The sequence below is a fragment of the Halobacterium rubrum genome (assembly GCF_021729015.1).
Lineage (GTDB): Archaea > Halobacteriota > Halobacteria > Halobacteriales > Halobacteriaceae > Halobacterium > Halobacterium rubrum.
The window spans coordinates 1,183,991-1,197,415 of record NZ_JAJQQZ010000001.1; the positions used below are offsets into that span (position 1 = coordinate 1,183,991).

The 13,425-nt window shown below is 70.0% G+C and carries 11 protein-coding genes; 7 read left to right on the forward strand and 4 right to left on the reverse strand.

Translation table 11 applies throughout. The features are described 5' to 3' along the window. The first annotated feature begins 13 nt into the window (after window positions 1–13). Together LT971_RS06520 and LT971_RS06525 are read left to right on the forward strand one after the other, a co-directional pair. Window positions 14–778, forward strand: a complete 765-nt coding sequence (locus tag LT971_RS06520; RefSeq protein ID WP_237006040.1) for a cyclase family protein — start codon at window positions 14–16, stop codon at window positions 776–778. A gap of 92 nt (window positions 779–870) precedes the next feature. Next, a complete protein-coding gene (locus LT971_RS06525) occupies window positions 871–1,917 on the forward strand; it encodes an alcohol dehydrogenase catalytic domain-containing protein (protein ID WP_237006041.1) in 1,047 nt (348 codons plus the stop codon). Window positions 1,918–1,920: 3 nt separating this feature from the next. Here the strand turns inward: LT971_RS06525 and LT971_RS06530 are convergent, their stop codons facing one another. Continuing rightward, complete coding sequence (locus LT971_RS06530) at window positions 1,921–2,442, reverse strand: OsmC family protein (RefSeq protein ID WP_237006042.1); 522 nt, start codon at window positions 2,440–2,442, stop codon at window positions 1,921–1,923. A gap of 99 nt (window positions 2,443–2,541) precedes the next feature. Between LT971_RS06530 and LT971_RS06535 the strand changes: the two genes are divergently transcribed. The 4 genes from LT971_RS06535 (at window position 2,542) to LT971_RS06550 (ending at window position 8,008) form a co-directional block, all read left to right on the forward strand. After that, window positions 2,542–3,699: an MFS transporter gene (locus tag LT971_RS06535; protein WP_237006043.1), complete on the forward strand. Its 1,158-nt coding sequence runs from the start codon at window positions 2,542–2,544 to the stop codon at window positions 3,697–3,699. A gap of 72 nt (window positions 3,700–3,771) precedes the next feature. Continuing rightward, window positions 3,772–4,929, forward strand: a complete 1,158-nt coding sequence (locus LT971_RS06540) for an XdhC family protein (protein ID WP_237006044.1) — start codon at window positions 3,772–3,774, stop codon at window positions 4,927–4,929. A gap of 70 nt (window positions 4,930–4,999) precedes the next feature. Further along, window positions 5,000–5,533: a (2Fe-2S)-binding protein gene (locus tag LT971_RS06545; protein WP_237006045.1), complete on the forward strand. Its 534-nt coding sequence runs from the start codon at window positions 5,000–5,002 to the stop codon at window positions 5,531–5,533. Further along, complete coding sequence (locus LT971_RS06550) at window positions 5,534–8,008, forward strand: xanthine dehydrogenase family protein molybdopterin-binding subunit (RefSeq protein ID WP_237006046.1); 2,475 nt, start codon at window positions 5,534–5,536, stop codon at window positions 8,006–8,008. A gap of 36 nt (window positions 8,009–8,044) precedes the next feature. Here the strand turns inward: LT971_RS06550 and LT971_RS06555 are convergent, their stop codons facing one another. The 3 genes from LT971_RS06555 to LT971_RS06565 all read right to left on the reverse strand — a co-directional run bounded on the left by LT971_RS06555 (window position 8,045) and on the right by LT971_RS06565 (window position 11,623). After that, on the reverse strand, window positions 8,045–8,548 hold the full coding sequence (locus tag LT971_RS06555; RefSeq protein WP_237006047.1) for an SRPBCC family protein: 504 nt from the start codon (window positions 8,546–8,548) through the stop codon (window positions 8,045–8,047). Then, window positions 8,545–9,435, reverse strand: coding sequence for an FAD binding domain-containing protein (locus LT971_RS06560; protein ID WP_237006048.1), 891 nt, complete (start codon window positions 9,433–9,435; stop codon window positions 8,545–8,547). The genes LT971_RS06555 and LT971_RS06560 overlap by 4 nt, the downstream gene beginning before the upstream one ends. A gap of 205 nt (window positions 9,436–9,640) precedes the next feature. Then, the gene (locus LT971_RS06565) at window positions 9,641–11,623 is read right to left on the reverse strand and encodes a CocE/NonD family hydrolase (RefSeq protein WP_237006049.1); all 1,983 of its coding nucleotides are present in this window, start codon (window positions 11,621–11,623) and stop codon (window positions 9,641–9,643) included. A 184-nt stretch (window positions 11,624–11,807) separates the two neighbouring features. On the opposite strand from LT971_RS06565, the gene LT971_RS06570 reads away from it, so the two are divergent. Further along, window positions 11,808–13,391, forward strand: a complete 1,584-nt coding sequence (locus LT971_RS06570) for a uracil-xanthine permease family protein (RefSeq protein WP_425293264.1) — start codon at window positions 11,808–11,810, stop codon at window positions 13,389–13,391. Window positions 13,392–13,425 lie beyond the last annotated feature (34 nt).

Sequence of the window (13,425 nt, forward strand, 5' to 3'; positions counted from 1 at the left end):
CGTGGGGGACGGTATGCTCGACGGCTACGAGATGCACGACCTGACGCAACCGTGGTCGCAGGACACGCCGGCGTGGCCGACCTACGACAACCCGAAAATCTGGTACGAGAAGTCACTGGACACCGAGAAGGTCAACGGCCAGAAGATCGAGTTCATGAACCACACGGGCACCCACCTCGACGGCGAGAAGCACTTCATCGCCCACGGCCGGGACATCGAGAGCATGCCCCTCGAGGAACTCGTCGGCGACGCCGTCGTCGCGGACATCTCCGACAAGGTCGGGGACTACGACGTCTACACCTCCGATATGATCGAGGACGTCTGCGACGTCCAGAAGGGCGACATCCTCTTCGTCCACACCGGCTACCAGAAGTACGCCTGGCACCGGGAGGAGGCCGACCCGCACGCGTTCTTCTGCAAGCACCCGGGCCCGAACCAGGAGTTCGCGGACTGGTGCAAGGAGATGGAACTGGAGTACCTGATTCTGGACTGCGGGAGCGCCGACCACCCGATGAACACCGTCATCCGGGACGTTCGGCCGGAGCTCGCCCGCGAGGCCCGCGAGAAACACGGCGTCGACGACCTCGACGAGATCTTCCCGCCGGAGGGCTACCAGCTCATGCACACGGAGCTGTTCCCGGAGGGCATCGTCCACGTCGAGAACGCACAGGTGCCACACGAGCTCCTGAACGAGCGCGTGCAGATCGGGACCTTCCCGTGGCGGTTCCGGGGCGGCGAGTCCTCGGTGTGTCGGTGCGTCGCGTTCACCGAAGCGTAACGCACTCCCGTTCGTTCTACTCGTCCCGACCCAACAGCGACGGCTCCGGCGACGGCCGAACAGCTAACTGTCCCGCGCCGAGTGCGCGTGGTATGGTCACGATGAACGCAGTCGTCCTCGACGAGTGGGGCGGCAGCCTCGACGTCGCCGAGGTCGAGCACCCCGGGCCCGGCCCCGGCGAGGTGCTCGTGGACGTGCGCGCCTGCGGTGTCACGCGAACCATCGAGAACGCCGTCCAGGGCGGCCTCAGCGACGACCCCGCCCTGACGCCCCGGATTCCCGGGCACGAGGCCGCGGGCGTCGTCGCCGAGACCGGCGACGGCGTACCCGACTGGACCCCGGGCGACCGGGTGCTGGCGTACTTCTACCTCACGTGTGGGCGCTGCGACCGCTGCCGGCGCGGCCACCAGAACCAGTGTGTGAACTTCGACGGCTGGCTCGGCGTCCAGCGCGAGGGCGCGTACGCCGAGTACGCGTCCGTGCCCGCCCGGAACCTCCTGCCGCTCCCCGACGGCGCGTCGTTCGCCGAGGGCGCAGTGGCGAGCGACGGCCTCGCCACCCCGCTGCACGTCTGCGAGCGCACGGGCGTCGACGACACCGACACCGTGCTCGTCGTCGGGGCTGCGGGCCGCATCGGCATCCACCTCGCACAGCTCGCCGCGAACCGCGGCGCGCACGTACTCGCAGCCGACGTCGACGACGACCGCCTCGCCCACGTGGACGACCTGACGAGCGACGACGTCACACCCATCGACGCCCGGGGCGGCGACTTCGCCGAGCGCGCCCGCGAGGCCACCCGGTTCGGTGAGGGGCCGACCGTCGCCGTGGACACGGTCGGCGACCTCGACACCGTCAGAGCTGCCTGGGATGCGCTCGCGATGGGTGGCGACCTCGTTACGCTCACTACCCACCACGAGCGCTCGTTCGCGCCGCAGCTCGCCGACTTCGTCGTGAAGGAGGCCAGCGTCGTCGGCTCCCGGTACGCGACGATGGACCAGGTCGTTCGAGCGGCTCGCCTGCTCGCCGACGACCGTGTCGACGCTGACTACACGACGACCGTCGGGCTCGACGGCGTCGCCGACTACCACGCCGCCCTCCGCGTGGGCGAGACTCACGGGATGGGCGTCCTCGAACCCTGAGCGTCAGTCTACGCGCTCGCCGTTCAGGTAGAGCTCCCGCTCCACGGGCACGGCCAGCGAGGCGTGGGCCGGACAGTGCGCTTCCGCCGTCTCCACCAGGCTGCGGACCTCCCGCTCGGTCGCCGGGCTCTCGATGCGCGTGACCTGCTGGAGCGCGCCGTCGAACCCGGAGTCGACGTCGCCCACGCCGAGGACGCCCCGCGGGTCGACGTCGCCCTCCACTTCGACGTTCACGTCGTCGAGTTCGACGCCGGTGGCGAGCGCGTGCTTCGCCAGCAACACCTGCTGGCAGAACGCGAACCCCGCGAGGAAGTACTCCAGTGGCCGCGGCCCCTCGTCGCCGCCGCCGGCCATCGACGCCGGCTCGTCGGACTCGAACGTAAAGTTCCGGGCCCGGCCCCGGCCGTGGTAGTTCTGTACGAGTTCGGTCTCGACGCGGTTCTCCCCGACGGGCACGTCGTCGGCGTCGCCGAGCAGTTCGAACTCCTCCCAGACGGCCTCCTGCAGGTCCCAGTCGAGGGTCATGACGGAGTGGTACCCCCGAGTCGTGTAAACGCTTGGCACTCCGGCGGGGCTCGCAGTCGGCGGGAACAGTTTTTCCGTGGGGCGAGAGAGTCGGTGGGCGTGAGCGGACTGCCGCGTCGCGCCCTCGCGGTGCTGGGTGCGGGCCTGCTCGGGATGGGGCTGGCGGTCGGCAGCTACGGCGCCAGCGTCACGCTCCTGCTGGAGCGCGGCGTCCCGCCCGGGCTGGCCGGCTTCGGGATGTCGCTGTTCCTGCTCGGCCAGCTCGTCGTCGTCGTGCCCGCCGACCGGGCGACCCGCACCCACAGCGCCGCCCGGGTCGCCGCCGCCGGGCTCGCGGTGGGTGCGCTCGGCGTCGTGCTGTCGACGCGCGGGACGCTCGCCGCCACACTCGCCGGCCGGGGCCTGCTCGGGCTCGGGCAGGGCGCGGCGTTCGTCGGCGCGATGAAGCACGTCGGCCGTCGCACGCCCCCGGACCTCGTGGCGACCGCACAGGGGCTGCTGGGCGCGCTGTTCACGCTCGGGCTCGCCGCGGCGCTCGCCGTGGCTGCCCCCGCCTACGACGCCGTCGGGATGCCGGCGTCGATGGGTGGCGTGGCTGCCGTGGTCGCGCTCGGCGCTGCGGGGGCGCCCCTGCTGCGGCCGGCGGACCGCGAGCCCGTAGTGCCGTACCGCGACTACCTCGCGCCGCTGTGGTCCCGCGTCGGGCTCGCCCTCGGGCTCGGGAACATGGCGACGTTCGGGTTCCTGATCGTCGCCACGACCTGGTACGTCGACGCGCTCGACGCGACGCCGGGGGTCTCAGCGACAGCGACGCTGCTGGTGTTCGCCGGGACGACCGTCCTCGGACGTGCCCTCGGGGGAGTACTCGCCGCGAGGCTCGGCGACCGCGCGGTCGTCGGGCACACGATGCTCGGGCTCGCTGTCGCGCTCGCGGGGATGGCCGGCGGAGTCGCGGCCGGGGTTCCGGTCGTGCTCGCGGCGGGCGTCGTTGGCACCGGATTGGGGTTCAGCGTGCCGTTCGGCCCGCTGTTCGCGCTCGCGTTCTCGAACCTCGCCGAGGACGCCGGCGTCACACTCGTCGCGATGCTCGCCGTCGGTAACGCCGGCGCGCTGGCGTTCCCGTGGGTCGTCGGCGAACTCGTCGCCACAACCGGCTCGTACGCCGCTGGCTTCCTCGCGATGAGCGCGGCTGTGTTCGGCGTCTGGTGGCTGTGGCGCTCTGCCATCGGGACCGGGGAGCCGGCAGCCGGCCAGTGACTCGCAGGGGGCGCGCTCCGGACCGGTGCGTTCGTGGAAACGCGTAAGTGCGCCCGGTTGGAACTCGGTAGCATGGACCGAGACGACCCGTGGAGCGCGACGGCTCGCGGCATCCACGACGCGCTGGCCGCGCTCCGCGAGGACGGGGGCAGCGCGGAGGCCGCCGTCGCAACCGTGGTCGACGTCGAGGGGTCGGCGTACCGGCGGCCCGGCGCGAAGCTCGTGGCGCCCGCCGACGCCGAGACGCTGGGCGCCGTCACCGCCGGCTGCCTCGACGGCCCGGTGAACGACCTCGCGTCAGCGGCGCGGTCGACCGGGCAGTCGACCGTCGAGACGTTCGACCTGACCAGCGACGACGGGGAGTGGGGGCTAGGACTGGGCTGCAACGGCGTCATCGACCTGCTCGTCGAGCCGTTGGACGACTCTTTCGACGCGCTGGTGGCGTCGCTGGAGAACCAGGAGTCAGCGGCCGTACTCACTGTCGTCGACAGCGACGACCCCGACGTGGCGGTGGGGGACCGGACCACGCTGACGGCAGACGGCGAGCACCAGGGCAGCGACAGGCCCGGACTGCCGGCGGACGCGCTCGCCGACCTGCGAGCGGCAGCCGAGAACGCACGGGAGACGGGCTCCAGCAGCGTCTGGACCGTCCAGCGCGCCGCCGGCGACCTCGAGGTGTTCGTCGACGGCGTGGAGCCGGCGCCGGAGCTGCTGGTGTTCGGCGCGGAGAACGATGCGGGCGTCGTCGCGTCGTTCGCCGCACAGGCCGGGTTCCGGGTTACGGTGGCGTGTCCGCGGGGGGCGCGCGCCGACGACGCGGCGTTCCCGGCCGCCCACCGGGTCGTGGCGGCCCACCCTGCCGACCTCGTCGACCACGTCGAGGCGGCCGAGCGGACGTACGCCGTCCTGATGTCGCACAACCTCGTGGACGACCAGCTCGCGCTCGAGACGCTGCTGCGGGAGACGGCGGTCCCGTACGTCGGCGTGATGGGGCCGCGCGAGCGCTTCGAGGAGCTCCGGGACGGGCTGGCGGCCGATGGCGTGACGCTCTCGGAGCCGGACCTCGAGCGGGTCGCGACGCCAGTGGGGCTGGACCTCGGGGACGGCAGCCCGACCGGCATCGCGTTGAGCATTGTGGCCGAGGCCACCGCCGTCGCGAACGACCGGTCGGGCGGCCGGCTGCGGGACGCGTCCGGCCCTATCCACCCCAGGGTCGACACCGCGGACTGACGCGGACACGCCGGAGGCGGCCCCCGAATTCGACGAAACAGTAATGAACGACTCCTCCTACGTAGGGTACATGAGTAGTGAGAGCAGTTCACACAGTCTCGACCGTCCCACGCGAACGGTAACGCTCTCCGTGAACGGCGAGACCGTCGAGGCCGAGGTCGAACCCCGACTGAAACTCTCGGACTTCCTGCGGGAGGAGTGTGGCAACCGCGGGGTCCGGGTGGGCTGCGAGCACGGCGTCTGTGGCGCCTGCACCGTGCTCGTGGACGGTCGCGCGACGAAGAGCTGTCTCACGTACGCCGTGCAGGTCGACGGCGCCTCGGTCACGACCGTCGAGGGACTCGCCGGCGACGACGGCGACCTCCACCCCATCCAGGAGTCGTTCCACCAGGAGCACGCCCTCCAGTGTGGGTTCTGCACGAGCGGGTTCGTGATGGCGACCAAGGAACTGCTGGACCGCGAGCCCGACCCCGACCGCGAGACTATCGAGGAGGGGCTGGCCGACAACATCTGTCGCTGCACCGGCTACCAGAACATCTACGACGCCGTCGAGCGCGCCGCCGCCGAACTCGCCGACGCGGACTACCCGCGGGGTGAGGACTGAATGTCCGGCGCGGAGCCACACAGTGAGGCTGCGCCCGGCGAGGACGTCGAGGCCGACCAGGAGTCGTTCGTCGGGACGGGCCTCGAGCGCGTCGAGGACCGCCGCATCCTCACCGGGGAGGCCGAGTACATCCACGACAAGGCGCCCGAGGACGCCGTCCACATGGCGCTGGCGCGCAGCGTCCACCCCCACGCGACCATCGAGAACGTGGACACGAGCGCCGCCGAGGACCACCCGGACTGCCTCGCGGTCGTCACCGGCGAGGACCTGCAGGCCGACTACAACCCGATGCCGTGTGGCCTCAACGAGTTCGAGGAGTGGTCGCTGGCCGTCGACAAGGTCCGGTACGTCGGCGAGCCGGTGGTCGCCGTGGTGGCCCCCGACCGGTACGCCGCCGAGGACCTCGTCGACCTCGTGTCCATCGACTACGAGCAACACGAACCCGTCGTCGACGCCCTCGAGGCCCGCGAGGACGAGACGGTCATCCACGAGGACGTCGGGACGAACGTCCCGGACGGCGAGACCATGGAGTTCGGCGAGGTCGACGAGGCCTTCGACGAGGCCGACAACGTCCTCGAGCGCGAGTACTCGTGGGGCCGCATCTCCGGCGTCCCGCTGGAGACGGCGGGCGTGGTCGCCGAGTACGACACCGACGACGACGCCTTCGACGTCGACTGCAACATCCAGTTGCACACGCTCGTCGACGACACGGTCTACGAGACGCTGGGCTACCCGCCGGAGAAGGTCAATCTGGAGGTGCCGCCGGACGTCGGCGGGAGCTTCGGCACGAAGATCGCCATCCACCGCTACTGCGTGCTGGCGGCCGTCGCCTCCCAGCAACTCGACGGCCGGCCCGTGAAGTTCGTGGAGGACCGCATCGAGAACCTCCAGGGTGGCGACATGCACTCCTCGGACCGCGAGTACCGGGTGCGGCTGGCGTACGACGACGACGGCACCATCCGCGGCGTCGACACGTGGTTCGTCGACGACTTCGGCGCGTTCCCCCGCTACCCGGTCAATCAGGCGCTGAAGCCGCTGTCCGTCGTCACGAACGCCTACGACGTCGAGCACGTCCGGTACGACTACGAGCTCGTGATGACGAACAAGACGAGCCAGACCGCCTACCGGGGCTTCGGAGTGCCGGCGCACCTCCACGCCCTCGAGATGGCCGTCGACGAGATGGCTCACGACCTCGGTGCGGACCCGGTCGACGTCCGGCAGGCGAATCTGGTCCAGCCGGACCAGATGCCGCACAAGATTCCGACAGGAAACGTCTACGACTCCGGGGACTTCCCGGAAGCCCTCGACCGCATCCAGAACATCGTCGAGGAGCGAGAGGTCTGCGAGGGCGGCCTGCTGGACCCCGAGGTCGTCGAGGCGAAACGCGAGGACGGCAAGTACCGGGGCGTCAGCTACACAATCCACATCGAGCCCGGCGTCTCGGGGTCGGACTGGACGGACCGCCAGCGCACCGAGGACGGCGCCCTCGAGGAGCGCGAGCGCGAGGACGTCGAGGAGCTCCCCGAGCACTTCCGCATCGAACTCCAGGAGGACGGCAGCGTCCAGGCGTACCTCGCGACAGACACCTCCGGGCAGGGCCACCAGACGCTCGTCACGCAGCTGCTGGCGGACCAGCTCGGCGTGCTCCCCAGCGACGTCGAGGTCGGGTACCTCGACAGCGTGACGGCGCCGACCGAGTACGGCACCGCCGCCTCCCGGATGGCGGTGATGCTGTCCGGCGCGACCGAGGGCGCGGCGGAGACGCTGCGGCACAACTGCCGACAGCTCGCCGCCGAGGAGGCGTTCGGGTCGGCGCTCGACGACATCGTCTACCGGGACGGCGGCGTCGAGTGCCAGCAGTCCGGCGAACGCCTCGAACTCCACGAACTGGCGGAACTCGACAGCGGCCGCGGCCAGCGCCTTACTCGGGTGCAGTACGACTACGACCACCCGACGACGGAGCTGCCGGAGTTCGACGAGGCGCTCACGCAGAAGTACCCCGTCTACCCGACGGCGGCGTTCGCCGCGAACGCGCCCATCGTCGAGGTGGACACGAAGACCGGCGAGGTAGAGATTCTGACGTTCTACTCGCTGCGGGACTGCGGCACCCGCCTGAACCCGACCATCGTCGACGGGCAGGCTCACGGCGGCCTCGCGCAGGGCGTCGGCGCCGCGCTCATGGAGGAGTTCCAGTACGACGACGAGGGCCAGCCCCAGGCCATCACGATGTTCGAGTACCTCCTGCCGTCGACGAAGAACATGCCGGACATCGAACTCGAGCACTCCGAGACGCCGTCGCCGTTCACGGCCACTGGCGCGAAAGGCACCGGCGAGGGCGGGATGATCGACGGGCCGGTCGCTATCGCTTCCTCGATCAACGCCGCGTTGCGCGAATACGACTTCGTCACCAACCAGATCCCGATGACGCCCCACCGCATCCGCCAGCGGCTCCGCGAGACTGACGAAGGCGAATAGGCGGCGACACCGGAACTGGTCGGCCAGAACGGTCTGTTACTCTTCGAGCGTGGCGGTGGCCTCGGGCTTCCCCGAGATGCGGGACTCGGCCGGCACGCCCTCGTCGGCGAGGGCTTCGAGGTCGTCGAAGAAGTTGTTCACGAGCCGGTCGGCGACGCTGCCGAGCGCGCGCTGGCCGAGGCTCGCGATGAGCCCGGAGACGTTCGTCTCGGCGTGCCAGGTCGCGTACGTGCCGCCCTCGCCGTCGTCCTCGAGGGTCATCTCCGCGACCGTCTCGAAGGAGTTCCGGGAGGCGTCGCCGCCCGCGTCCATCACCAGTCGGTTCGGCTGGTCGGCCTCCACGACCACCATCTCGACGTCGAACGTCGGCTTGACGCTGCCGACGCCGACCGAGACCGTGGCGGACATCTCCGACTCGGACTCCTGTTCGATGTGGTCGCAGCCCGGCGCACACTCCGCCAGAATGTCCGGGTCGGTGAAGTACGCCCACAGTTCGTCCGGTCCGTGCTCCGACTCGAAGTCGCCCGAGAATTCTATCATCGTGTTGTCGCTCGTTCGTGTGCCGTTCGCAGGGAACGGCGGGTGTACTCGCCGGCCAGTTCGACCTTCCACTCCTCGTCGGCGTGCATCTCCGGCGAGGGGTCCGCGGCCTCGATTGCGGCGTCGGCGGCCGCGTCGATTCCGTCGTCGAGCGTCCCGCCCTCGAGGGTCGCCTCGGCGTCCGGGACGTGCAGCGGGACGTCGGCGACGTTCGCCAGCGTGACGCGCGCGTCCTCGATCACCGGGTCGTCGGCGTCGGGGTCGTCCACGCGCAGGGACGTGGCGGCGCTCACCGTCGGAAACGTCTGCGCACCGCGTTTCAGCTCCTCGAAGGCCATCCCCGTGCGGTCGACGGGGAACGGCGCCCGGTCGATGGTGACGCCCGTGACGAGTTCGTCCGGCCCGAGGTCGGTGAACATGTACGCGACGAAGAAGTCGCGGGCGGAGACGGTGCGCTCGTCCTCGGCTGACGTCAGGTGGAAGTCGGCGTCCAGCGCGACGAACGCCGCCGGGTAGTTGCCAGCCGGGTCGGCCTCGGCGACGCTACCGCCGACCGTCCCCTGGTTCCGGACCGCCGGCCCCGCAATCTGTTCGGCTGCCTCCGGCACCATCTCGAGGGCGTCCCGGAGGTCGTCGGCGAACTCGAGGTCGCGGTGGGTCGTCATCGACCCGATCTCGACCGCGTCCTCGCGGACTGTGACGCCGGAGAGCGCCTCGACCTGCCCGAGGTCGACGAGGTGGTCCGGCGTGGCGAGGCGGTTCGCCATGATGATGCCGAGACTCTGGTTGCCCGCCAGCAGCTCGGCGTCGTGCCCGAGGTCCGCCAGCAGCTCCGTCGCCTCGGTGACCGAGTCCGGCCGGTGGTACTCGAAGGCGGCCGGCTTCACGGTGGCCCACCTCCGGCGTGTGTACGTGCGTCCGCTCTGCGTGTTGGGTTCCAGCACATGGTTCGGTGCGTCCGGCGACCCGGTCGAACGACTGTGATATACGGAAGAGCCCGCTGTTAAGTGTTGTGCCAATTCGTACCGCGATACTGTGTAACAAATCACGGGCGGCGGCTTCGAAACGGCCCAGCGAACGTGAGGGCGGCAGTCAGTCCAGCGACCGGACCGGGAGGTCGACGTACGTCGAGTGGCTCGCGGAGTGGTGGACGGTGTTCTCGGCGACCCGGTAGTCGTCGTTTCCGTCAGCGCGATGCGCTGACGACGTGCCACTCGATTCGCTCGCGGCACCCGTGTAGAGCTCGCCGCCCGTGTTCGCGTTCACGTCGAACCGCGGCCAGTTCGACGAGGAGACGTCCAGTCGGATGCGGTGGCCCTCGGCGAAGACGTTCGCCGTGTCGTAGGGCTCCATGTCGAAGTCGTACACCTCGCCGGGCTCGAGGAGGTCCGGCTCGTCGCGGTACCCCCGGTAGCGGCCCCGACAGATGGAGTCGGAGAGGTTCAGGTCGTAGCCCTCCGGGTAGTCGTCGCTGGCGGGGTACTCGTCGACCAGTTTGGCCGTGAAGTCGGTGTCGGGACCGTCCGTCTCGCCGGCCACCCGCACCCGAATGGGGCCCGCAATCTCGACCGCCTCCTCCAGCGGTGGCGTGCGGAACGTCAGCACGTCGTCGCGCTGGCTAAGCGGGCCGTACGGCGGACTCGCGCCGAACGTGTCCTGGTCGGTGCGCTGGTCGTAGCCGCCCCGGCCCGCGAAGTCGACGATGTTCCGGTCGCCGAGCGGGTGTGCCTCCACGGACTCCTCGCGGGGCTCGAAGGTCAGGTACGACGAGGTGTTCCCGCCGATGGTCGGCACCGGGTCCTCGGGGTCGAACTCGTAGGACGTGTACGACTCGCTGGCGGTCGGCTCGGCAGTCGAGAGCGTGCCGTCGCCGTGCGCGTAGAACCGCGTCATCTCGGTCTCCTCGGGCGGCCACTCGTCGGCCGTGCGCCACTCGCCGCCGTGGAACAGGTGGCCGTCGTCGGTCCGGTGGCCGTCCCCGGTCCCCATCAGGAAGTACTCGACCCGGGGCTGGTCGCTCCAGGTGTCCATCCCACGCACGTAGTGGTCGAAGAAGCGCTTGCGGGTCTCGCGGTACTTCCGGGTGGCGTGCTCGCCGAACGCGAGGTCCCCGGCCGTCGGCTGTTCCCACGTCAGCGGCGGGAACAGCAGCTCCTCGCTGTGGTCGTGGCCGCCGGGGAGCCGGGCGAGGTGCGTCCACGGCCCCATCAGGAGGTAGTGGTCGCTGTCCGTGCGGTCGGCGAGCCCGACGAAGTTGTCGCAGGTCGCGCCCGTGTACGAGTCGTACCAGCCGCCCGAGTAGACCGTCGGGACGTCCGCGCTCTGGTCGTAGTAGCGCTCGAAGTTCACGCTCGGGTTCTGCCAGTAGTCGTCGCTGGCCGATGCCGTCGTCATGATGTCGAAGGTCCACTCCTCGTACTGCGGGAGTTCGGCGAGCGCGCTCTCGCCGCGCTGGATGGGGCCGTTCTCGAACACCTCCCGGACGTCGACGTCCGCGAAGGTCTGCTGGACGTCCGGGTCGGCGAGGCTCTCGTGGGCGAACCCGGCGCCGAGGGTGAGCGCCCACGCCAGCCACCGCTGCTCGAACGCGCCGTTGTGCCGGAACGTCTTCTCCCGGCCGTTCGCGGCGCCCATGTTGACGAACATCCCGGCGAGCCCGTCGGGGTCCTGCGTGGCGAGCGCGCTCTGCACCCAGGCGCCGTAGCTCGTGCCGAGCGTGACCACCTGGCCGTCGCAGTACGGCTGGTCGGCGAGGTACTCGACGGTGTCGGCGCCGTCCTCGGCCTCGTGGCGGTTGATGTAGAAGTCGCCCTCGCTGTCGAAGCGCCCCCGGACGTCCTGGATGGCGACGACGTACCCCCGGGAGGCGTACCACTCGCCGTGGCGGAGCCGCCCGCCGGTCCGGTCGTAGGGCGTCCGGTCGAGGATGACCGGGCGTGGCTCCTCGATCGGCTCCCGCGTCTCGGGGTCGGCGGGCCGGTAGACGTCGGTGGCGAGCCCGACGCCGTCACGCGTCTCCACCATCACCTGGAGGTCGGCGTGGACGGCGTACTCGCCGCCGGTTTCACGTGCCATACGTCACCGACTGACGCGGAGCGCAAATACGTTTCCCCGGCGCCCGCCCCGAGTGTGTGTTCATCGTGAACTTGCACCAAATTTTGCGGCAGTTTTATGGGGTATCTTAGCTCAGGTGGGTACGTCCCAGACACGACAGCACTCCCCACGGAACCGGCTGTCACACTGGACGGAGGGCTCACGCATGACGACAGACGCGAACGGAGACGGCGCGGAGCACAGCTCGACCGACCCCGAACTCGCCACAGACGGCGGCGAAGCGAGTATGGTGGAGTACGGCATCGAGGACAAGCCGCCACTCCTCCAGTCCATCCTGCTCGGCACGCAGCACTGGCTCACGATGGTCGGGTCGACCATCGCCATCCCGCTGGTGCTGGCCGGGCTGCTCGGCTTCGACGCAGGCCAGACCGCCCAGCTCGTCGGGACGTTCTTCGTCGTCTCCGGCGTCGCGACCCTCGCTCAGACCACCATCGGGAACAAGTACCCGATCGTGCAGGGCGGGACATTCTCCATGCTCGGACCCGCTATCGCCATCATCGGCGTCCTCGGCGGCGCCGACGGCGGCGCCAGCTCGACAGTGATGATGCGGGAACTCCAGGGCGCAATCATCGTCGCCGGCGGGGCCGAGGTACTCATCGGGTACCTCGGGCTGTTCGGCCGACTGAAACGCTACATCGGCCCGCTGGTCATCGCCGTGGTCATCTCCCTCATCGGGCTGGCGCTCATCAGCGTCCCCCAGATCACGAGCGCGTCACAGAACTGGTACCTCGTCGGGCTCACCCTCGGGCTCATCGTGCTGTTCTCGCAGTACATCGACCACTACTCGCGGGTGTTCAAGCTGTTCCCCGTCTTGCTCGGGCTCGGCTCGGCGTACCTCATCGCGCTCGCCCTCTCGCTGGCCGGCGTCGTCGACATCGTGAGCCTCAGCGGCGTCGCCGACGCGCCGGCGATTCGCGCCATCACGCCGTTCCAGTGGGGCACCCCGCTGTTCACCGGCTCGTTCGCCGTCGGCATGGGCGCCGGCATGCTCGCGTCCGCCATCGAGAGCTTCGGTGACTACCACTCCGTCGCCCGCATGGCCGGCGAGGGCGCGCCGAACAAGCAGCGCATCAACCACGGCCTCGGCATGGAGGGCCTCGGGAACGCCTTCGCCGGCATCATGGGCACCGGGAACGGCTCGACGTCGTACACCGAGAACGTCGGCGCCATCGGCATCACGGGCGTCGCCTCCCGGTACGTCGTCCAGATCGGCGCCATCGTGATGATCCTCGTCGGGTACATCGGGTACTTCGGCGCGTTCGTCACGACCATCCCGAACGCCATCGTCGGGGGCCTGTTCCTCGCGATGTTCGCGCAGATTGTCGGCGTCGGCATCTCCCAGCTCCAGCACGTCGACATGAACCAGAACCGGAACGTCTTCGTGCTCGGGTTCGGACTGTTCGCCGGGCTCTCTATCCCCCAGTACGTCTCGAACGTCCAGAGCGCCGAGGCGTCCTTCGAGGCCGGCCTCTCGAACGTCCCGGTGCTCGGCCAGGTGCTCGGCATCCCCGAGGTCGCCACCACCATCAGCATCATCCTCGGCACCGAGATTGCGGTCGGCGGCATCGCGGCGTTCATCCTCGACAACACCATCCCCGGCAGCCACGAGGAGCGCGGCCTGACCGCCTGGGAGAAAATCACGGAGGACGAGGACGCCTTCGACCCGTTCCACGAGCAGTTCTTCCCCGGCGGCGAACCTGCCAACGAGGACATCGCCAACGACGACTGACTGCGGCGGCCCAACGCTGAAACCACCCCACCGG